This is a genomic window from Vagococcus entomophilus, assembly GCF_003987595.1.
In the GTDB taxonomy this organism is placed as follows: domain Bacteria; phylum Bacillota; class Bacilli; order Lactobacillales; family Vagococcaceae; genus Vagococcus_E; species Vagococcus_E entomophilus.
In genome coordinates this window covers 478,396-500,866 of sequence record NZ_NGJZ01000002.1, presented here as the reverse complement: position 1 = coordinate 500,866, position 22,471 = coordinate 478,396, and the positions used below count along the sequence as shown (strand labels likewise).

21 protein-coding genes are annotated in these 22,471 nt (G+C 37.5%); 6 read left to right on the top strand and 15 right to left on the bottom strand.

What is annotated here, in order from left to right; all coding sequences use genetic code 11:
* Positions 1-4 precede the first annotated feature (4 nt).
* Positions 5-676, top strand: a complete 672-nt coding sequence (locus tag CBF30_RS08325) for an ImmA/IrrE family metallo-endopeptidase (RefSeq protein ID WP_170168980.1) — start codon at positions 5-7, stop codon at positions 674-676.
* 13 nt (positions 677-689) lie between these two features.
* On the top strand, positions 690-1,175 hold the full coding sequence (locus tag CBF30_RS08320) for a GNAT family N-acetyltransferase (protein ID WP_126825083.1): 486 nt from the start codon (positions 690-692) through the stop codon (positions 1,173-1,175).
* Positions 1,176-1,508: 333 nt separating this feature from the next.
* Here CBF30_RS08320 and upp read toward each other — a convergent pair whose 3' ends face one another.
* From upp to CBF30_RS08280, 8 genes are all read right to left on the bottom strand, one after another.
* Entirely contained in the window at positions 1,509-2,138 is a 630-nt protein-coding gene (upp, locus tag CBF30_RS08315) for a uracil phosphoribosyltransferase (protein WP_126825080.1), read from the bottom strand.
* Positions 2,139-2,217: 79 nt separating this feature from the next.
* Positions 2,218-3,456 (bottom strand): serine hydroxymethyltransferase, encoded by a 1,239-nt coding sequence (gene glyA, locus CBF30_RS08310; protein ID WP_126825076.1) that lies wholly within the window; start codon positions 3,454-3,456, stop codon positions 2,218-2,220.
* Between the two features lie 89 nt (positions 3,457-3,545).
* The gene (locus CBF30_RS08305; RefSeq protein ID WP_126825072.1) at positions 3,546-4,565 is read right to left on the bottom strand and encodes an L-threonylcarbamoyladenylate synthase; all 1,020 of its coding nucleotides are present in this window, start codon (positions 4,563-4,565) and stop codon (positions 3,546-3,548) included.
* A gap of 201 nt (positions 4,566-4,766) precedes the next feature.
* A complete protein-coding gene (gene prmC / locus CBF30_RS08300; RefSeq protein ID WP_126825069.1) occupies positions 4,767-5,603 on the bottom strand; it encodes a peptide chain release factor N(5)-glutamine methyltransferase in 837 nt (278 codons plus the stop codon).
* Positions 5,593-6,669 carry a peptide chain release factor 1 gene (prfA, locus tag CBF30_RS08295; protein WP_126825066.1) on the bottom strand — a complete coding sequence of 359 codons (1,077 nt, stop codon included), beginning with the start codon at positions 6,667-6,669 and terminating at the stop codon, positions 5,593-5,595. Before prfA ends, prmC begins: the two co-directional genes overlap by 11 nt.
* Positions 6,670-6,725: 56 nt before the next feature.
* Positions 6,726-7,295, bottom strand: a complete 570-nt coding sequence (locus tag CBF30_RS08290; RefSeq protein WP_126825063.1) for a thymidine kinase — start codon at positions 7,293-7,295, stop codon at positions 6,726-6,728.
* A 148-nt stretch (positions 7,296-7,443) separates the two neighbouring features.
* Positions 7,444-8,010 carry a hypothetical protein gene (locus CBF30_RS08285; RefSeq protein WP_126825059.1) on the bottom strand — a complete coding sequence of 189 codons (567 nt, stop codon included), beginning with the start codon at positions 8,008-8,010 and terminating at the stop codon, positions 7,444-7,446.
* 239 nt (positions 8,011-8,249) lie between these two features.
* Positions 8,250-8,462, bottom strand: coding sequence for a hypothetical protein (locus CBF30_RS08280; RefSeq protein ID WP_126825056.1), 213 nt, complete (start codon positions 8,460-8,462; stop codon positions 8,250-8,252).
* 264 nt (positions 8,463-8,726) lie between these two features.
* Here CBF30_RS08280 and recQ point away from each other — a divergent pair, with 264 nt between their 5' ends.
* The 4 genes from recQ (at position 8,727) to CBF30_RS08260 (ending at position 14,231) form a co-directional block, all read left to right on the top strand.
* Positions 8,727-10,547 carry a DNA helicase RecQ gene (gene recQ / locus CBF30_RS08275; RefSeq protein WP_126825052.1) on the top strand — a complete coding sequence of 607 codons (1,821 nt, stop codon included), beginning with the start codon at positions 8,727-8,729 and terminating at the stop codon, positions 10,545-10,547.
* Between the two features lie 142 nt (positions 10,548-10,689).
* Positions 10,690-12,090: a TrkH family potassium uptake protein gene (locus CBF30_RS08270; RefSeq protein ID WP_126825049.1), complete on the top strand. Its 1,401-nt coding sequence runs from the start codon at positions 10,690-10,692 to the stop codon at positions 12,088-12,090.
* A 109-nt stretch (positions 12,091-12,199) separates the two neighbouring features.
* On the top strand, positions 12,200-13,543 hold the full coding sequence (locus CBF30_RS08265) for a Mur ligase family protein (RefSeq protein ID WP_126825046.1): 1,344 nt from the start codon (positions 12,200-12,202) through the stop codon (positions 13,541-13,543).
* A 1-nt stretch (position 13,544) separates the two neighbouring features.
* Entirely contained in the window at positions 13,545-14,231 is a 687-nt protein-coding gene (locus CBF30_RS08260; protein WP_126825043.1) for a type 1 glutamine amidotransferase, read from the top strand.
* A 255-nt stretch (positions 14,232-14,486) separates the two neighbouring features.
* Here the strand turns inward: CBF30_RS08260 and manA are convergent, their stop codons facing one another.
* The 7 genes from manA to CBF30_RS08225 all read right to left on the bottom strand — a co-directional run bounded on the left by manA (position 14,487) and on the right by CBF30_RS08225 (position 22,407).
* On the bottom strand, positions 14,487-15,452 hold the full coding sequence (manA, locus tag CBF30_RS08255) for a mannose-6-phosphate isomerase, class I (RefSeq protein ID WP_126825040.1): 966 nt from the start codon (positions 15,450-15,452) through the stop codon (positions 14,487-14,489).
* 50 nt (positions 15,453-15,502) lie between these two features.
* Positions 15,503-16,534: a serine hydrolase domain-containing protein gene (locus CBF30_RS08250; protein WP_126825037.1), complete on the bottom strand. Its 1,032-nt coding sequence runs from the start codon at positions 16,532-16,534 to the stop codon at positions 15,503-15,505.
* A gap of 268 nt (positions 16,535-16,802) precedes the next feature.
* A complete protein-coding gene (locus tag CBF30_RS08245; RefSeq protein ID WP_126825034.1) occupies positions 16,803-17,600 on the bottom strand; it encodes a DUF1129 domain-containing protein in 798 nt (265 codons plus the stop codon).
* A 20-nt stretch (positions 17,601-17,620) separates the two neighbouring features.
* On the bottom strand, positions 17,621-17,938 hold the full coding sequence (locus CBF30_RS08240) for a PadR family transcriptional regulator (protein WP_126825031.1): 318 nt from the start codon (positions 17,936-17,938) through the stop codon (positions 17,621-17,623).
* A 180-nt stretch (positions 17,939-18,118) separates the two neighbouring features.
* Complete coding sequence (locus CBF30_RS08235; protein WP_126825028.1) at positions 18,119-20,005, bottom strand: ABC transporter ATP-binding protein; 1,887 nt, start codon at positions 20,003-20,005, stop codon at positions 18,119-18,121.
* Positions 20,002-21,726, bottom strand: a complete 1,725-nt coding sequence (locus tag CBF30_RS08230) for an ABC transporter ATP-binding protein (RefSeq protein ID WP_126825025.1) — start codon at positions 21,724-21,726, stop codon at positions 20,002-20,004. Before CBF30_RS08230 ends, CBF30_RS08235 begins: the two co-directional genes overlap by 4 nt.
* Positions 21,727-22,407: a TetR/AcrR family transcriptional regulator gene (locus CBF30_RS08225; RefSeq protein WP_126825021.1), complete on the bottom strand. Its 681-nt coding sequence runs from the start codon at positions 22,405-22,407 to the stop codon at positions 21,727-21,729.
* Between the last annotated feature and the right edge of the window lie 64 nt (positions 22,408-22,471).

Here is a 22,471-nt window from a genome sequence, read left to right as displayed (position 1 = left end):
GCCTATGCAAACACAAATCTTAACTCGGTTAACCGAAACCAATCAGCTAATCAATCGGTTTTTGCTCAAAGAAAAAATGGAACCTCGCGACTATCTGTGGAAAACGTACGTACTTCCCTATTTGAAAGAACAAGATATTCACTTGATTGAAGAACTGCCTACTAGTAGTATGGCGTGCTTTTCTGCTTTTACGGTCAAGAGTCGCTGTTCAACTGCTATTTTTTTGAATCCTAATATTCCTTTAGGTCGAAAAAACTTCAGTATCTGTCATGAACTCAACCATTGCTTGTTCGACTTTAATCAAATAACCCCAGCACAATCCTTTTTCAGTATGGAAGAGAATCCTTCTCTTTATAAAAAAGAAGAGCTAGCCGTCGAACATTTAGCCAACGCGGGTGCTGGCGTCTTTATGTTACCGGACATTACGATTCTTGCTTACTTGGACCAACCGATTAGTTTCCCAAAAATGGCAGAACAACTTGAAATGACTCAGGCTGCACTTTATATAAGACTGACACAATTTATGTTGTACCGCACAGGTATTTCTCTTGATCAGGCGCGTCGTGTGATCAATTTATTCCGCTATTACGGAAAGAAAGAAGCACTTCAGCGATATCTATCAGGTTGGGGCTCAACCGTCCGAGCACAAATTATTTTAGACTATGAAAATTGTTAGGGAGGAACCGCACATGTACATACGTAAGATTGGGATACAAGACAACGCTCCACTAAAAAAAATAATTCAAGATTCTCTAAAATCACTTGGATTAGCTATACCTGGAACTGCCTATTTTGATCCAGAATTAGGCGCATTAGCTGAGTATTATGCACGACGAGCGCACGCTCAATATTGGGTGGTAGAAAATGAAGCAGGGGTCATCCTAGGCGGTTGTGGAATTGCCCCTTTTGATGAAGGTAAAAAAATCTGTGAATTTCAAAAACTTTATCTCGTCCCTCAAGCAAAAGGTTTGGGTCTTGGTAAAAAACTTATGCACCACGCACTAGAATTTGCGGATAAGTATTATGATAGCTGTTATTTAGAAACGTCTTCTAGTTTAACTTCTGCAATTCATTTATACGATTATTTTGGCTTTACACAACTAAAAGCTCCGCTTGATGGTTCGCCACACGCTGCGATGGATCGCTGGTATATCACCCACACTCCTTTCCTTTAGCAGCAAAAGAAAAACAGCCTAGAAATCTTGTGATTTTAGGCTGTTTTTCTTTTTTTATAAGGGATACTCTCTCAACAATACATTGCCAACTGTTTTCTTCATCTATACTAGCTAGTAACTGGTAAAATAAAACCTCCATAGACTCTTTTCAAGAAAATGAAACCACTAGTCTACAAGTTTCAGTCATTGGAGAATATCACATTCATACTCCTCTTGATCATTCTGTTAATAAAAAAACTGAGACAGAAATTCTTTCATTCTGTCCCAGCTTTCATTTTACTTCATTCATCCATCAGTATTTTTTGATAAAAAGCTACTAAAGTTAAAATCAGTCTATTTCGTTCCAAATAAACGATCCCCAGCATCGCCAAGACCTGGAACAATATAACCAGCTTCATTTAAATGATCATCTAGTCCTGCACAAAATATATCAATATCTGGATGAGCTTCTTGTAACGCTTTGACCCCTTCTGGTGCTGCGACTAAACAAACAAATTTGATATTTGTTCCGCCACGACGTTTCAATGCATCAATTGCCATAATAGCAGAACCACCTGTTGCAAGCATTGGATCGACTACAAATAATTGACGTTCATCAATATCAGCAGGTAGTTTTACAAAATATTCAACGGGTTCTAAGGAATCATGATCACGGTATAAGCCGATATGTCCGACTTTTGCAGCTGGAATCAGCTCTAACATTCCATCAACCATCCCTAAACCTGCGCGAAGAATCGGTACAATGGCTACTTTTTTCCCAGACAATGTTTTTTGAGTACTTTTTACAATAGGTGTATCAATTTCAACCTCTTCAAGGGGCATATCTCGCGAAACTTCGTACGCCATAAGCATCGCAATTTCATTGACTACCTCTCTAAAAACTTTTGTCCCACAGTTTTTATCACGAATCATAGTTAATTTATGCTGAATTAGTGGATGATCAATTACTTGAAATTTGCCCATAATCATTCTCCTTTATAATGTTTTTGCCTCTTCTATTGTAATGCAAACAAAGCCGATTGACTAGTCAATCGGCAAATTTTTATGCATATAATGGGTATTTTTCAACTAATTCTTTTACTTCTTGACGTGCTTTTTCTAAAACACTTTCGTCCGTATGATTTTTGAGTACCTCTACAATAATCTCGGCCACTTTTTTCGCGTCTTCTTCCAAGAAACCTCTAGTAGTAATTGCTGGGGTTCCAATACGAATCCCGCTTGTTTTAAATGGTGATAACACTTCAAATGGAATTGTATTTTTATTGACTGTTATCGCCACCTCATCTAGGATTTTCTCCGCTTCTTTTCCGTTCAAGTTATATCCCGTCACATCAATCAAGAGAAGATGGTTGTCTGTGTCACCGCTGACTAATCTTGCTTCTGGCGCTTGGTTAAAGACTTTTGTCATGGCCTTGGCATTTAACAAAACTTGCTCAGAGTATTCTTTAAATTCAGGGGTCAATGCCTCTTTGAATGCTACTGCTTTTCCAGCAATCACGTGTTCCAATGGCCCACCTTGAATACCAGGGAAAATCGCACTATTAATCTTTTTCGCTAACACTTCATCATTAGTTAGAATAAGCCCACCACGTGGCCCACGTAAGGTCTTATGTGTCGTAGTTGTTGTAATATCTGCATAAGGAACAGGATTTTGATGCAACCCAGCAGCCACAAGTCCGGCAATATGCGCCATGTCTACCATCAATTTTGCGCCCACTTCATCCGCAATCTCTCGAAATTTTTTAAAATCAATTGTGCGCGCATACGCACTCGCACCTGCAACAATTAGTTTTGGTTGGTGTTCACGCGCTAAAATCCGAATCACATTATAATCTAGAACCTCTGTTGTTGGGTCCACACCATACCCGACAAAATGATACGTTTTCCCACTAAAGTTAACGGGAGAACCATGTGTTAAATGCCCACCATGTGTTAAATCCATCCCCAAAACCGTATCACCTGGCTCAATTAAAGCCATATAAGCGGCAGTATTAGCTTGTGAGCCTGAGTGTGGCTGTACGTTGGCATATTTAGCTCCAAATAGTTCTTTTGCACGATCAATCGCAAGAGATTCGACAACATCAACAAATTCACACCCACCATAATAACGTTTTCCTGGATATCCTTCTGCATACTTATTTGTCAAAATACTCCCTTGAGCGGCCATTACTGCTTCTGAAACGAAATTTTCAGAAGCAATCAACTCAATATTTTGCTGTTGACGCTTTTTTTCATTTGCAATTGCTTCCCATAAAACGGGATCTAGCTCTTTGTAATTCATCTGCCACACTCCAATTCACTTTTTTCGACATTATTTAGTTGCATTGATTGTACCATATTTGAAAACAAGAAAAAAACTTTTTCTATCTTCTAGAAAAAGTTTTGCGCTGCTGCTTTTTTTAACCGATTCATGTAGGCTAATCCCGACTCTTCTTCTGAAAAGGTTTGAACATACACAATATCCAGTTGAGGAACCTTTTCATCTAAGGCACGTAAACCGGCAAATAAATGTTGCATTGCCTGGTCCATTTGGTGTTCTTCTCCAAGAGAATATGTTGCGTCCACTTGTGTTTGGAATCTTTTTAAAATACTTGCATCTGCAATTAAACCAATTAATTTATTCTGATTCTTTGCATAGCGAATGGCTTCTTGCCAATTTTCTTTTTTAGCATCAATCATTTGTACCTCAACATCAGGCGAATAGTGTTTGTATTTCATACCCGGTGATTTTGGTGTTTCACTTTCTTTGACTAAATGTTGATCGTACTCCACTTTGCCAACGACTGCCTCAATTTGCGACTTCGTAATGACTCCTGGTCTTAATATTAACGGAATATCACCGGAAAGATCGATTACAGTCGACTCCAAACCAACTGTCGCCGGACCATCATCTAATATCCCTTCGATTTTTCCATTTAAGTCATGATAAACATGACTTGCTGTAGTTGGACTAGGCTTACCAGAAGAATTGGCACTCGGTCCAACAATTGGTACACCCGCTTTTGCTATCAATTGCCTTGTAACAGTGTTATTTGGCATACGAAATCCAGCTGTGGATAACCCACCCGTCACACTGGCTGAAATACTCCCTTTTTTAACAGGTAAGACCATCGTAAGAGGGCCTGGCCAAAAATGTTCCGCTAATTTTGCCATTTTCCCAGAAAAGTTATCCACAAAAGGAATCACCCTCTCTAAACTGTCTATATGCACGATCAAAGGGTTGTCACTTGGACGTCCTTTAGCTAAATATACTTTCTTTACGGCTGCTTCATTCGTTGCATCTGCCCCTAGTCCATATACGGTTTCAGTTGGAAATGCAATTAACTCACCTTTTCTAATTGCTTGAGCCGCTTGATCAATCTGATTGGGTGTAAAAAATTTTGTATCCACAGGTTATCCACACATCCTTTTTATTATTTTGCCCATTTATCAACATTTTTACCCAAGTTATCCACGAGTTGTGGAAAACTCATTTGTCAATAGTGGATAACCTTGTGGGTAACTCTTTTTAGTTTGTAAAATACTGCTACTATCCTGTTTTTTTATATTTTTTGTAAATTTTTTCTTAAGAAAATTTTTTTTATCCACAGATCACTTCATCCACACAATCCGATCCAATCCGCAGAGATCCTTTGCAATCTGGACATTTTTTTGTGGAAATTGACTTGCTACAATTTGTGTCACTTTTAGGCCTTGTCGGTACCCAATTTCCAGAAATAACTTGCCCTCTTTGTCTAACACATTCGGCAGGTACTCGCAGATTTCTTTATAGAGCGCCAATCCTTCTTCTTTGGCAAATAAAGCCTGTCTGGGCTCATATTTTAGAACACTTTGATCCATCTCTGCGATTTCTTGTTCTCCAATATATGGCGGATTTGAGAGGACAACGTCAAATCTTTCGTTTGCGAAAGGTTCTAAAAGGTTCCCTAAGCGAAAATCAATGACAACATTATGGCGAGCTGCATTTTTTTTGGCAACTTCGAGTGCCTCTGCTGAAATATCTACTGCACTAACTTGCCAATCTGGGCGTAGTTTCTTGAGTGTGATAGCAATGGCCCCACTTCCAGTTCCAATGTCCAAGACGCGAATATTCTGTCGCTTATTTTCATTTAAACAGAGCTCAACCAATTCTTCTGTTTCAGGACGAGGAATTAAAGTAGCCTCTGTGACTAAAAAGTCTTCTCCGTAAAAAGAAGCTTTCCCAACGATGTATTGCGCAGGATAATCTTGTTCTAACTGCTCAATATCTTGTTGGAATTGCCTCTGTACTGCTACAGGAGCTTCTTCTCGCATATGGAGCAACCAATCCGTTGTATTCCAGCCTAAACGAGTAAGTAATACATAGCGTGCCGCATGACTGTCTCTTCCCTTTGATTCTAAAAAAGAAGAAGCCCGTTCAAGGACTTCGTAATAAGAATTATTCGCCATTTTGCATCTGCTCCAATTTTTCAGTCTGATCATACAAGACCAAAGCATCTACAATTTCATCTAATTTCCCAGCTAAAATTTGATCTAGCTTTTGAATCGTTAGTCCAATTCGATGGTCAGTAACACGGTTTTGCGGGAAATTATACGTGCGAATACGTTCAGAACGATCTCCTGTTCCAACAGCAGATTTACGGTTCGCATCATATTCACTACGGGCTTGACTTTCTAAATGATCGTATACTCGTGCACGTAGCACTTTCATCGCTTTTTCACGATTTTTGATTTGGGAACGTTCATCTTGCATGGCAACGACAATCCCCGTTGGAATATGCGTCAAACGAACAGCAGAAGCTGTCTTATTGACATGTTGTCCACCAGCTCCACTTGCATGGTAAATATCCGTACGAATATCTTTGTCGGCAAGATCAAGCTCTACTTCTTCTGCTTCTGGCATCACCACAACGGTTGCAGTAGAGGTATGAATGCGTCCTTGAGATTCTGTTGAGGGCACACGTTGTACGCGGTGGGCACCACTTTCATATTTTAATTTGGAGAAAACATTTTCTCCTGAGATCATCATGATGACTTCTTTATAGCCACCAATCCCCGTTACATTCGCATCTAAAACTTCTGTTTTCCACCCTTGAGTTTCTGCATAACGTTGGTACATATTAAACAAATCTCCTGCAAACAATGCGGCTTCATCTCCACCAGCTGCTCCACGAATTTCCATGATAATATTTTTATCATCATTCGGGTCTTTAGGTAAAAGTAAGATTTTGATTTGTTCTTCAATGACTTCTTTTTCTTTTTTTAGTTCACTTAGTTCTTCTTTAGCCATCTCTTGCATTTCCGCATCAAGATTTTCACTTAGTAATTCTTCGGCATCTTTAATCCCTTGGACTGCTTCTTTATAACGACGATACACTTCGACTGTTTCACGAATACTTGCCTCTTCTTTTGAAAGGTTCATAAAACGTTTTGTGTCTGAGATGACTTCTGGATCACTCAGTAATTCACCTAATTCTTCATAACGGTCTTCTATCGATTGTAATTGATCGTACATATTCGCTCTCCTTTAGTTTGTTAAATTGTGTGCTTTATTTAGCCAGATTCTAATCGCTATAATGGTGGATTTATATAATGCTTGCGGCACACAGGAAAATACGATTCATTTCCACCAATTTGGATTTGTTCTCCCGTATAAATTGGTTTTCCATCTAAGATTCTCAAATTCATAGAGGCTTTTCTGTGACAGAACCAACAGATTGTTTTGATTTCTTCAATTTTATCTGCATAGAGCAATAAATACTTGGATCCTTCAAATAGCTCATTTCGAAAATCATTTTTGAGTCCAAAAGCCATCACTGGAATATCTAACTCGTCTACAATGCGTGCAAAAGCTTCGACATGATGTTTTTCCAAAAATTGAGCTTCATCAAGTAAAATGCAGTATGGTTTGGGCGTTAACTGTTCAATTCTTTCATAGACATCTGTCTCTGTAAAAATAGGGATAGCCTCTCTTTTAAGACCGATACGGCTAGATACAACCCCTACAGCTTCGCGGTTATCTAAGCCACTGGTCATCAATACTACGGGCTTGTTTTGTTCTTCATAATTATGTGCAACTTTTAAAATTTCAATGGTTTTCCCACTGTTCATCGCACCGTATTTAAAAAATAACTGTGCCATCGGTTCCCTCTTTTCTTAGCATTCTTCCTAAAATAGTATACTTGATATTCAAAAAAAAATCATTAATTCAGGTAAAATTGTTTCTTACACTTGTTCACTACACAAAAAAGGCCCCTCACAAATTTTGTTTGGCGACCTTTCGTTACTTTTAATAATTTTGTAATTCGATTTTCCCATTTGTATATACTTTATAAGAGCCTAAAATATCTGTATGGGGAGAGGTATCTTGTGTCGTTTTAAAGTTGACAATGTAATAAGTGCCCCCGTTATCTTGGTAGGTCTGATTATTAAAAGCCATAAAGTAGTATTTGCTTATTTGTTCAGTCGGAAGATTGGTTACTAAGTAATCAACTGCCCCTTGTGCACTTGTTACAACTGGTGCCACTTCCTGACTTTGAGTGGACTCACTCGTTGTAGTAGTAGATGAAGTCTCTGTGCGGTTACTTATAGTGGAAGAAGACGTTGTAGCGACAGTTGCGCTTGTAGATGTGGTAGTCGCCGTCGACTGATTTTCTGATGCTACAACTGAAGTACTTTCTTCCGTTTGGGTTGTTGCATTTGCACTGGTACTTTCAGACGAGTGTCCTTTCGATACGGTCGTTTGACTGCCTTCCGAACTCTTTGATGTTGTTTCATTTTGGTTGCTCTTTGAACAAGCGGTTCCCATCATTAACAATACACTTAAGCTGATTACAACGCCGACACTTTTTTTCATTTTATAACCCTCCCTCAGTTTCACGACTTAGCTTGTCTATAAAAAATTAAAGCCAGGCTATCCGTGGTAATTTTCTGTATCATTCTTTCCAAAATCTGACTCCAATAATTACTTGCAATGCTCTTATATAAGACATTTTTGGTTAAATATGTAGAAAAATCAAGCATGTTGGCATCCGAACCACCCATTTTGATAAAGGCTGTATGTACTTGCAAAGTGGGTTGATCAAATAAATTCTTTCAAAAAACGGGACTCCAATTACCAATTCTGCATATGTTTTTATCGGATTGTTGATTCAAGACGTAATCTTTGACTTTGCTTATAATTGTAGCTTCTTCTTTTGATTGACTTATTTCACTCATGCTCCTAGAAACGGCACTTTTTTGTACTAGTAGATCTGGTAGTTTTTCCACTGTACTGACTGTGCTAGAAGATGTGGTTTGTTTTTCCACTACTTTACCTCCACCTAGCAGACTCAATCATAGTATCATTATACTTAATAATAGAATTTTTTTCACTTTATCACTCCTAATTGATTGTTTTCAGTATTAGTATAACATATTATTTTATTTTTATTACAAAAACATTACAAAAAACAAAAAATGTAATCAAAAAGAAATGTAATGTTTTTATCTATTTTTGTTCTGAATAAAAATCTAATGACTTGCTACTATGCTATACTAGTCTCTAGATAAATTATAGAAAGGTGTTTCTGCATGTTGCAAACAAAAGAACAAATTTTGCACACTTATTTTGGATTTAGTGAGTTTCGCGATGGACAAGCACAAATCGTTGAAGCGCTGCTTTCTTCTCAAGATGTGATTGGCATTATGCCTACTGGTGCGGGAAAATCGATTTGTTACCAAGTCCCTGCTTTAATGCTCGAGGGTCTGACAATTGTGGTATCTCCACTAATTTCCCTCATGAAAGATCAGGTGAGTGCCTTAACTCAAAATGGGATTGCAGCTGCTTTTTTAAATAGTACCTTGTCTCCAAAAGAACAATACGAAACACTTCAAGCCGCTCAAAACGGAGCATTTTCTTTGTTATATGTTGCACCCGAACAACTTTGTACGCCTCGTTTTTTAAGCTTTTCCACTCGTGTTCCCATCGCATTCGTCAGTGTTGATGAAGCACATTGTGTCTCGCAGTGGGGACAGGATTTTCGTCCAAGTTATTTGTCTATCCATGATTATATTGACTCATTGCCTAGACGCCCGATTGTGGCAGCTTTCACAGCAACAGCAACAGACTTAGTCAAAAAAGACATTATTCAATTGCTTCATCTAAATGAACCTTTTGAGCTTACGACAGGATTTGACCGTAAAAACTTATTTTTTGGTGTCCAAAAACCAAAGGACAAGTTTCAAGCGGTTGTAGCGTACCTCAAAGAAAATGAGGAAAAGAGTGGAATTATTTACTGTTCGTCTAGAAAAAATGTGGAAGATGTTTGTGAGCGCCTGGACGCATTAGGCTACCCCGTTACCCGCTACCACGCTGGACTTTCTAGTGAGGAGCGAAAAAAAAATCAAGAACTGTTTGTTACGGACAACGCTCCTCTAATTGTCGCAACCAATGCTTTTGGTATGGGAATTGACAAATCAAACGTGGCTTTTGTGATTCATTATAATATGCCAAAAAATATTGAAAGCTACTATCAAGAAGCAGGACGAGCAGGACGAGATGGATCAAATGCAGAATGCATTTTGTTTTATAGTGGTCGTGATGTCGTGACCAATCAATACTTTATTGATAATAGCTTCGAAAACCAGCAGTTACAGGGAACAGAAGCACAACTGTTTAAAGAACATGAGCAACAACGACTAAAAAAAATGTCTTTTTATTGTTTTACTCAAGGCTGTTTGCGTCAATATCTCTTAAGATACTTTGGAGATGAGCGTTCTCATTATTGTGGAAATTGCAGCAATTGTTTACAAAATACAGAGAAAAGAGACATTACCGTAGCAGCGCAAAAAATTATATCCTGTGTCAAAAGAATGCGTGAATCTTATGGGATTAAATTAGTTATCGATGTACTTCGTGGTAGTAAGCAGCAAAAAATCAAAGACTTTCACTTAGATTTGCTTTCTACTTATGGCATTATGCAAGATACCAGTACACATGAGATACGAAAAATGATTGAGTTCTTGCTTGCGGAAGGCTTTTTAGATACTTCTGATGGACAATATCCAGTTTTAAAGCTTGGCTTTCGCTTTCTTGAAGTATTACAACCGACCACCCAAATTACGATGCATCTGCCAAAAGAAACACTGCAGAGTCGGACACCTAGACAAACGGAAGAAGAAATCAGTCATCCTGCACTTTATGCACAGTTGCAAGTACTGCGCCGGGAGCTGGCCGATGCACAGCATGTTCCAGCTTACGTAGTTTTTAATGATGCTACTTTAAAAGAAATGTGCCGGAAATTACCAGATACAGAAACCGAACTTAGCAAGATTAGTGGTGTCGGGGAAGTGAAACTGGAAAAATATGGTCAGGACTTTTTAACCGCCATTCAAAATTTTCAATTAGCCTAAAAAATAATCGACTTGTGACTCAAACATGCTGCATCCTTGTAGCATCATTTGGGTCTCTTTGATTTGGTCTTTGCGTTTGGCGAACAAGGACTCGATTTGCTATACTTAGTGTATTCATTTCTAGAAAGGAACGTGCTAGCCTATGCATGCTTGGCAGAAATTAAGAGCATTTCCAAAAAAAGTAACCATTTTATTTCATACTCGTTTATCGAGTATCCAGATCATTGTTCTTTACTATCTTTTCATCACCTTTATTTCATTCATTCTTTTGAGCTTACCTTTTTTTCATAAAAGTAATGTCCAGCCATCTTTTATGGATTTATTGTTCATGACCATCAGTACAGTGAGTGTAACCGGACTGACTACCTTCAATATCAACGAGGTTTTTAATCATTATGGAATTATTTTATTAGAAATTTTATTTCAAATCGGTGGTCTTGGTATTATGATGATCTCAACATTATTTTTCCTTCTTTCACGTAAGAAGATTTCTTTGCGCCAAAGGCAACTGATCATGACAGATATGAACCAGCCAAAACTAAGTGGAACCGTGCGTTTGATCCGGACGACCCTATTTATTATGATTGGTTTACAGCTATTATTCGGCGTCTTTTTTTCTGTCTACTTCTACTTTTCACACCAGTTTCAAACGGTGTCTGATTCTCTATTTTATGGTTTTTACCAATCCATTTCTTCTGTTACGAACTCTGGATTTGATGTAACAGGGGATTCAATCATGCCTTTTAGGTTAAATAGTTTATTTCTACTTGTGATCATGTTCTTGATTTTTATAGGTGGAATTGGTTTTCCTGTCATCTTAGAGGTACGCGAATGGCTTCATTACAAATTGCACCCTACTCGCTTGCCTTTTCGCTTTTCGTTATTTAGCAAACTAGCCATCAGCTCTTTTTTTATCTTATTTATTGGTGGTGCACTGTTTATTTATTTACTAGAATGTCAGCGTCTTTTTTCATCTTTAACGTTTGGGCAAAAAATTATTCATAGCATGTTTTATTCTATTACTACTAGAAATGCTGGATTACAATTGGATGATTTGAATCAATTCCAACCTGCTACTTTGCTACTCTTTTCCATTTTAATGTTTATTGGCTGTAGTCCTAGTTCCGTTGGAGGTGGTGTTAGAACGACCACAATGATCATATTAGGCTTATATCTAGTTTCTTTCATCAAAAGTGAAGATAACGTTCGAATTTTTGGTCGCAGAATTGATGAAGATGATATCAAGAAATCTGTAGTTGTTTTTTTACTCTCTTTATTAATGTGCGGATTTTCCATCATGATTTTATCTGTAACCGAATCTCACTCTTTACTATCTATTATTTTTGAAGTCTCTTCAGCTTTTGGTACAACTGGCTTGTCACTAGGTATTACAAGTGATCTCACTATAGTTGGCAAGATTGTGATTGCGCTCTTGATGTTCATTGGAAGAATTGGTATGCTCTATACGCTCATGCTCTTTATCCCCAAAGAAAGAAAAGATATGGGTTATGTGTATCCTAGTGAAAAAATTATTATTGGCTAATTTTTTCTTAATTCTAGTCCGTTAATGCTAAAAATATTTCTCCAAAATGAATTATTTTTAGATAGTGTGGTATGATAAATTGAATAAAATGAAGCAGGAGGAAGTATAGATGAGTCTAAGAAGTCAATTTGCGGTTACTGTTGGGAAATCTTCCCAATGGTTCTTACGCACTTTTCTAAAAGGAGGCAGTAGTCTTCCAGGGAAAATTGCTTTAAAAATTGATCCTAAAATATTACAACATCTTGCCAAGGATTATGAAGTTGTGGTCGTCACCGGTACAAATGGAAAAACCCTTACCACTGCCTTGACCGTTAACATTTTAAAACAAGAAGTCGAAAATGTTGTGACCAATCCTACTGGGGCAAACATGGAGCAAGGAATTGTTTCTACTTTTTTACAAGCCAAAGGAAAAAAAGGAGAAAGAAAATTTGCAGTTTTGGAGATTGATGAAGCCAGTCTGAGTAAAGTAACAAAATATATTCAGCCGAAACTTTTCTTATTTACAAATATATTTCGTGATCAAATGGACCGTTATGGAGAAATCTATACCACTTACAAATTGATTGTTGATGGGGCGAAAAATGCACCTGATGCTACGATTCTCTGTAACGGAGATGCGCCTATTTTCAATTCAGTTGCGACAATTAATCCTAGAAAATATTATGGTTTTAATCATCAAAAAGATGGGGAATTTATTGCTCATCATAATACCGATGGGATACTTTGTCCAAAATGTCAACACATTTTGCATTATAAAATGATTACTTATAGTAACCTTGGAAAATATTATTGTCCAAACTGTGATTTTAAGCGGCCTGAACTCGATTACAAGTTGACTGAGCTGACCGATATGACGAATCATTCCGCTCATTTTATCATTGATCATGAGGCATACGGAATTGAAGTTGGCGGAATGTACAATGTTTATAACGCTTTAGCTGCAACTGCTGTTGCTAAACATTATGGCGTCTCTCCTGAAAAAATTCGTGCAGGGTTGGCCTATGACGAAAAAGTGTTTGGTCGTCAAGAAGTTATTCAAATTGATGACAAAAAATGCACCCTCGTACTTGTAAAAAACCCTGTTGGGCTCAATCAAGTAATTGATATGATTGGCTTAGCCCCCCAACCGCTTTCACTTGTGAGTTTACTTAATGCAAATTACGCAGACGGTATTGACGTAAGTTGGATCTGGGATGGCAACCACGAGGCCTTTGCCCAAATGGATATTCCCCAAGTGATTGTCGGAGGAGACCGTCATACAGATATGGCGCTACGCATGAAAGTTGCTGGAATTGCTGAAGATAAGCTGTTAGAGATAGAAGATATCCCAAGTGTTATCGACCAAATCAAAAAACTACCAACAAAAAATGTCTATATCCTTGCTACCTATACAGCCGTTTTACAACTAAGAAAAGAACTCGCAAATCGTCATTACATTAAAGGAGGTATGTAGCATGAGCCAATTCTCACTTTCTGTCTGTCATCTCTATGGGAACTTGCTCAATACTTATGGAGATAATGGGAACATGCTGATGCTTCAGTACTGTGCCAAAAAAATGGGGGTTCAGTTTGATTCTGAAATCGTCAGTATCTATGAGCCCTTCGATCCAAAAAAATATGACATCGTCTTTTTTGGTGGCGGTCAAGACTACGAGCAGATGATTGTTTCAAAGGATATTCTCACAAAAAAATCAGAACTCACAGAGTATATCGAGCAAGAGGGTGTCATGCTCGCTATATGTGGTGGCTATCAAATGCTTGGGCACTACTATATTGGTGCAAATGGAGAAAAAATCCCTGGTATTGGTGCATTAGATCACTACACCTTAAGTCAAGATAATCATCGTTTTATTGGAGATATTGTGATTTATAACGAAACATTTGATGAAAAATATTATGGCTTTGAAAATCACAACGGCCGTACATTTACAGGAAATGATGAAAAACCATTAGGAAAAATCATTCAAGGAAATGGAAATAATGGGGAAGATGGATACGAGGGAGTGATTTATAAGAATACTTTTTGTTCTTACTTTCATGGACCAATCTTAGCACGTAATCAAAATTTAGCGATTCGCTTGCTCACCATTGCGCTCAAACAAAAATACGGGGACGCCTTCACGCCACCAAACTCGCTATAAAAGGTTGGAACAGAAGTGTTTAACTCCGAGAAAATAGCAGGAATTTACAAAAAATCCTCTTGAGATTTTTGTAGATTTTATCTTATTTTCTAGAAAAGTTGCTTCTGTTACTAGTATTTATTCGAACAGCAAGAGCCTGAGACGTAACATCTAAGTTACGTCTCAGGCTCTTTTTCTATTAACTCACTATAGCTCTAAAAAAGAAAGTGACCACACTCATCATTCGACAGTTTTCCCCTCTGAGCTTAGTCTGTTTTATCTATTCTTACTTCCAGGTTCAGAAGCAATCAGTTGGACCTCCCCTTCTATTTGCCACTCTTTTATTCCTGCTGGCAAAATAAAATGAGCCCCTTTCTCAATGGCGTAATTTTGCTTGCCATCTGCAAGTTTTAAAACACCTACTCCTGATAATACACTCACCAACGTATAGGGTGCTTGTTTTTTCAATACCAGTTTCCCATTAACATACCACTCATATACATTAAAGAAATCGGATTCAATAAAACAAGTAACGGCTGAATCTCCTTTTCGTTCTTCCTGAATATTGAGGATTGGATCGACGTGCGGTACAGTTGTCACGTCGATTGATTGTCTAATATGTAATGCTCTTTTTTGTCCAGTATCATCTGTGCGATCATAGTCGTATACTCGGTAGGTAGTATCACTACTTTGCTGTGTTTCTAAAATCATTACACCTTTTCCAATCGCATGTATCGTGCCACTAGGCACAAAATAAAATTCACCCTTTTTAACTTTTATTCGGCGCAGCAACTGCTCCCATTCTCCCTTTTCAATCCACTCTTTTAGTTCCGCTTTACTTTTTGCATGATGCCCGTAAATAATTTCTGCATCTGGCTCTGCATCAATGATATACCAACATTCTGTTTTGCCTAGCTCTCCTTCATGTTTTAGTCCATAAGCATCATCTGGGTGAACTTGTACCGATAAATCATCCTCTGCATCTAATATTTTGGTTAGAAGTGGAAATACCCCTTTGCCCACTTGATCAAATAATTCTGGATGATTTGCCCATAATTCATCTAATTTTTGTCCTTTATACTCACCATTTTCAATCATGCATGTTCCATGTGGATGAGCACTTATCGCCCAACACTCTCCAATCGGTTTGCTTGGAATTTGATAGTCAAAAACCGTTTTTAATTTTTGCCCTCCCCAGATTTTTTCTTGAAATACTGGCTTTAAAAATAGTGGTTCATTCATTTCAATTCCTCCCCTTGCTTTTTAACACCGTTTATTATACCAAAAATCCCTTAAGCTTGACTATAAAACAATTTTTCATTTAAATAGACATCTATTAATTGATTACGTTTTTTCAAATACTTCGCTCTTTGATCTACTGGATGAACTCGGTTAGATAAGAAAATAAAACTCGACTTTTGTAGACAATCAATAATGACAAACGTTCCCGTGTAGCCAGAATGATAGAGGAGTGGTCGTTTGCCTACTGGATTATCTAGCAATGACCAACCAAGAGATCTGCCTAAATTACCACTAGTGGTCCAGTCTGTTGCCAAACTTTTGATTGTGCTTGATTTTAAAAATTCCCTTCCAGTTTTTGTCTTTCCTTCACCTAGATAGACATTTACAAAAGAAATCATATCTTTTAACGTCGTAAAAAGACCTGCACTTCCACAATGAACACCTAAAGTATATGCTTTTGGATCATGAACTTCTCCTCTAATTACGCCTCTAAGCGGATGATTTTCAGTCGCCACACATTTTTTTGCATTGATTGGTCCAAAGCCACTCTGATTCATCCCAATACCGTCTAACACTTCTTCTTTAAAAATAGTTTGTAGTGGCTTTTGATAGATTTTCTCAAGTAAAAAACCAAGCAAAATCATCCCTGTATCTGTGTATACAACCTGTTTATCCATTTGCTTTCCAGCCGGAAGAGCAAGCATCGCCTTTTTCAGCTCATGAGCAGATAGCGCGTCACGGTTGGGAATGTAGGACTGGATGTCTGAGGTATGCGTTAACAGCTGGCGAATCGTAATGCTCGTATCTTTAAACTCTGGTAAGTATTGATGTAACGGATTTTCGATATTGATTTTGCCTAATTCTACTAATTTTAGTATCATAGTTGTCGTACAAATCACTTTGGTCAAAGAGGCTACATCAAATAACATCTCTTTTTCTAATGGAACTTTTTGTGGCATGATTTGTGCATACCCTTGAGTATGTTGCTCTATCTGATTATTTTGGATAAAAGCAAAACTGGCTCCTGGAAAAATCCCTTCATGCTGCAAACAATCAATAAACTTTTTGGTCTTAGTATACATAGGCTCTCTCCTCTTTTTACCGTTCTTTTCTTTATTGTATGCTTTCTATAAAAATGCGCAATTATTTTTTTCGATATTGATTAAACTTTAAAAAATAAAAGCCTAAGACATAACTCAAAAGTTACGTTTCAGGCTCTTATTATCCGAGTAAGCGCTGGAAGTAGCAAAACCCCCTGCAAAAATAAGATAAACTCAATAAAAATCTCAAGAGAACTTTCGTGAATTTCTGCTTATTTCTCAGAAGTTATACACTTCTGTCACACTCTTTTTATTTTTTCTTTCTAAATTCAACAAGTGAACTCACGATAAATAACGCATAAATAGCTAAGGTAATCCCGACCAATACTCCTTTGGACCACAATACAGGTTGAATCGCACCAAGCGCAATCATCGCCGCTATAATTGCAAATAACGTACTCATCAGAACCCCGGTTTTAAATTCATTCACTTTCCAGTTTAAATAAATACAAATAACACTGAGAATTAAGAAACCTAGCGCATAACTTCTACCACTGATAAGAAGTTCAGGTCCAAAAGGTCCAAATTGTCGATCTAAGATTGGGAAAATCATTACTCCTAAGTAGGCTATTGCGGCTAGGAAAAATAATATTTTTGCTTTCTTTTTAGAAAATGCCTCTTGCCGAATAGCTGCGAAAATTGAGATAACTACAACAATACTCAGCACAATAGGGACGATAGTTTTAAAAAATGTCAAGTGGATTATCGGATCGAACATCTCTGCGTAATTCATATATTGGAACAATAAAATCAAAATGGACATAGTAAAGCCGACTTGTTTCACCCCTTGTTCTGGAGGTAGCTCTTCAATCATGTCATCGCAAAGTTTTTTTGGATTTTTACCAAAATATTCTTCTGCTGTTTGACCTGACTTCTGTGCTTCTAAAATATCTTGTAAAATTTCCATCAGGGTTTCTTCTATAGCCAGCTCATTTTTGCCAGATGCCGTACGCATATATACTAAGATTTCTTCATAGTATTTTTTACTTGGTTCACTTAGCTTTTCCCGATATTCATTATTTTGTTTTATTAATTCTGTTACGTTCATACAAAACAACCTTTCCTGTTTTATTCTTCTAACAAATGATTGACTCCCGCAGCTAATTCCTGCCACTGTTTTTTAAAATGAGTGAGCTCTTTTTTCCCTTGATCCGTTAAATAGTAATATTTTCTAGTGGGACCTTCGCTTGATTTCTTTTTTATCCCTTCTATATGTCCTTGCTTTTGTAGCTTGAGTAACACGGGATAGATACTGCCATCACTAACAGAGTTCAACCCGTAAGCCTCTAATCTTTTGACCATCTCGTACCCATAAATTTCTTCTTTTGTGAGGATAGCTAAAATGGCTCCTTCCAATATTCCTTTCAACATCTGTGTTTTTTCCATTTTCCCCTCCTCTGTCTTGTTATACAAGATACTGAACTAAAAAAAATGAATCTCTTGAAGATAATATAACATAGGCTCACTATCTTGTAAAGCAAAATAGTAAAGCAATTAATAAAAGACTTTCTCAAAAAATTGTCTACACTTTTTGAGAAAGTCTTTATTCAAACTTTTTTCCTTTAGTTAAATCGCAATATTTCCACTAAATTGACTATTATATAGGTCAGCATAAAAACCATTCTTGGCCATCAATACATCATGCGTTCCCGTTTCCATAATCGAACCATTGTTCATCACAATAATATTGTCCGCATCTCGAATTGTAGATAATCGATGAGCGACTACAAAACTCGTTCTGCGTTCCAGTAAGCGATTCATTGCTTTTTGGATTAAGATTTCTGTCCGTGTGTCTACACTTGAAGTGGCTTCATCCAAAATCAAAATTTCAGGATTTGCTAGAAACGCACGGGCTATGGTTACTAATTGTCTTTGCCCTTGTGAAATATTAGAAGCTTCTTCGTTTAATACTGTATCGTACCCTTCTGGTAAGCGACGAATAAATTCATCTGCGTGTGCGGCTTTAGCTGCTTCATAGACTTGCTCTTTTGTCGCATGTTCATTGCCATAATGAATATTGTCATAAATCGAACCTGTAAATAACCATGTATCTTGAAGTACCATTGAAAAATGTCCACGTAAGGCCTCACGTGACAAATCGCGGGTATCTTTTCCGTCTAGCTTGATACTTCCGCCGCTGACATCATAAAAACGTTCTAGTAAGTTGATCAGCGTAGTTTTCCCCGCACCAGTTGGCCCCACAATAGCAACCATTTGGCCTTTTTTAACTTCTAAACTAAAGTCCGTCATGAGTAATTTTTCTGGGCTATAACCAAACTGAACAGATTCAAAAGCAATCTTATTATCTGTTCCTTTTTCCTCAGGATATCCAGAAGGTTCATCTAGCATGATCTGCTCGTCTAAGACTTCAAACACACGCTCTGCTGAAGCAATAGTAGATTGGATTGTATTAATTAAATTAGCAATTTGGGTAATCGGTTGTGAAAATTGATTGGTGTACTGTAAGAAAGCCTGTACATCCCCAATACTCATATTCCCATTTGCGACCTTGATTCCACCCAATACAGCAATAAACACGTATCCTAAATTTTTAACAAAGTTCATCAATGGCATAATCATTGCCGAGATGAATTGTGCTTTCCAGCCTGACTGGTACAATTCTTCGTTTTGCTCTTCAAAAATTGCAATTGCTTCTTGTTCATGATTAAAACTTTTCACCACGACGTGCCCACCATAGGTTTCCTCTACTTGGTTATTCAGTAAGCCTAAGCTTTTTTGTTGCTTTGAAAAATATTTTTGCGACTTTGGTGCCACAATCATGACTACGACCAAACTAAGCGGTACTGTACACAAAGCGACTAATGTTAGTTGCCAACTAATGGTTAACATCATAATCAGCACACCAACAAAGGTCACGATACTTGTCACAAACTGCGTCAAGCTTTGTTGCAACGTACTGGCAATATTATCCATGTCATTAATCGCACGAGATAAAATATCACCATTATTGTGGGTATCATAATAATGAATCGGGACAACCGACATTTTTTCTTTCAAATCTTTTCGTAACTGATATACGGTACGTTGTGAAACTCTTGTCATAATAAATTGCTGTAAGAAACTAAAAACTGCTGAACATAAATACATCGCAATCACAACAAAGAGAATCTGTGCCACTTTATCAAAATCAATTGGCAATTTATCCAGATGGGCACCTTGTTTGATTTGCGCATATCCCGCCTGAACGCCCTTAAAAACTTCTGTTGTGGCTTTACCTAAAATCTTCGGCGCTCCGATTTGAAAAATAGTTGATGCAATTGCAAGTAAAAAAACGAGCACAATTAAATAAACTTTAGAAGACATATATTTTAACAAACGTTTGGTGGTTTTTCCTAAATTTTTAGGTTTCTCACCTTTTCTACCCAAAGCTGCACCAGGTCCACCACCATGGCCTCCAGGTCTTGGTCCTTTTGGTGTCATTTGTTTGCTCATGCAATCTCCTCCTCTCTTAGTTGTGAAGAAATGATTTCTTGATACGTTGCACACGTTTCTTTCAACTCTTGGTGGGTTCCTTTTCCTACCAATTTTCCTTCATCTAATACCAAGATAATATCTGCATCTACGACTGTACTGATTCTTTGTGCCACAATCACCACAATGGACTCTGTGACATTTTCTTGTAACGCTTTTCTCAACGCTGCATCCGTTTTAAAGTCAAGTGCTGAAAATGAATCATCAAAAGCATAGATTTCTGCTGGCTTGATTAAAGCACGCGCAATACACAGGCGCTGACGCTGCCCACCAGAAAAGTTGCCTCCCCCTTGCTCTACGTGGCTATCTAACCCTTCTGCTAATCCAGAAACAAATTCTTTTGCCTGGGCAATTTCTAACGCCTTCCAGATTTCTTCATCTGTGGCATCTGGTTTGCCATAACACATATTTTCTCGAATGGTTCCTGTAAATAACACTGCTTTTTGAGGAACCAATCCTATTTGCTGGCGCAGATTATGTTTTTTTAGTTCTCTTACATCAGCATCATTCACGCGTACACTACCGCTTTCTACATCATAGAAACGTGGGATTAAATTCACTAACGTTGACTTACCCGAACCCGTTCCACCAATAATCGCAACCGTTTGACCTCTTTTAGCCTGAAAGTCAATTTTTTCTAAAGCTAAATTCTCAGCACCTTCGTACCGGTAATGAACCTGCTCAAAAACAAGACTTGCTGCTTTAGTTGTGTCATTTGATTGTGTGTGTATCGGATCTGCTACTGTTTCTTTCATGTCTAAAACTTCATTGATCCGCACCGCAGAAGCTTGTGCACGTGGAATAAATACAAAAATCATCGTTAACATCATAAAGCTCATCAGAATTTGCATCGCATACGTCATAAATGCAATCAAATTCCCAACTTCTAGATCCCCAGTGGAGATATAATGTCCACCAAACCATACAATCGCCACATTGGTTCCGCTCATGATTAGCGTGACAATTGGGATCATAAAGGAAACAATCGTATTTACCTTAATCGCAGTATTCGTGTAGTCTTGATTCGCCCCATCAAAGCGTTTTTCTTCATATTTTGAACGATTAAATGCACGAACAACACGCACCCCTGTTAACCCTTCACGGAATACAAGATTTAAATGATCGGTTTTCTTTTGCATGCTTTTAAATAACGGCACAGCAAAATACATGATCCCACCAACAAAAATAGCCATTAATGGAATGACAACTAAGAATACCTGTGTCAGCTTAGGATCTTTATGATACGCCATAAAACTTGCACCTACTAAAGTTATCGGGGCATTAATCATCAGTCTAAGTCCCATTTGGGTTACCATTTGGATTTGGTTGACATCGTTTGTCGTTCTTGTAATCAGAGAAGCCGTGCCAATTTTATCAAATTGATCATTGGATGCGTACTCTACTTTTTTATAAATCTCAGAACGTAACTTTTTCCCTAGTTTTTGTGCCTCTCTAGAAGCAAAAAAAGTGTTCCCAATTGCAGCAATAATACTCAATAAGGAAAAACCCATCATGACAAAACCAATTTGCCAAATGTAGTCAATATCACCTTTGACAACTCCTTTGTTGATGATATTGGACGTCAGTGTGGGCAAATACAAGTCACTAATGACTTGTATAATCATAAACCCCAATGCCATAAAAATGGCTAATTTGGACATCTTTTTGACCATTTTTATCATTTATTCTTCACTCTTTTCTGTTTTAGATTGATAGACTCCATATTTCAGCCAATTTATTTTTTTAGAAAACTCTTCTTTTAATTCTTCAATATCGGGTTCTTTGCCCCGTTCTTTATCCTTATACGCATGGTTAACCGTTGCAAACATAAAAGATACCAGTAAACGAAACAGCATTTTAACTTCTTCATTATCCGAAATGGTTAATTTACTCTTATCTACCAAGTCAATCACGACTTGATTCTTCAAATGATGTTCTTTGCGATGCTTGCGGTGAATATGCTCTCTTTTTTCTACCATTTCAGGCGATAATCGGTTACTGCTACGATAATCCATATGTACAAAAAAGTTCTTATAAAATCCTGCATTTTCTCCAAAAAATAATGCTTGAATAAAAAAAGAAAAATAAGTTTCCATCGCAACAAATAAGTCTCCATCTGCTTCTTTTAAAATTTTTTCTAATGTTTGACTGCTACTTCTTTTTAGCTCAGAAAATAAGTAAAAGTATAAATCTTCCTTATCTTCAAAATATTGATAAAAGCTTCCTCTTGGAATTCCAGCTAATTTCACAATATTCGCAATGGATGCTTCTTGAATGGAAGCACGTGTGAATTCCTCTTTTGCAGCATCTAACAAACGTTGTTGCTTTTCTTTTGGTAAGCCAAAGTAAGTTTTTGTTGGCATTTTCTTCCTCCCTCCCCAACATGACACATCGTCACATGACACTGTGTCATTATACACTGATAAA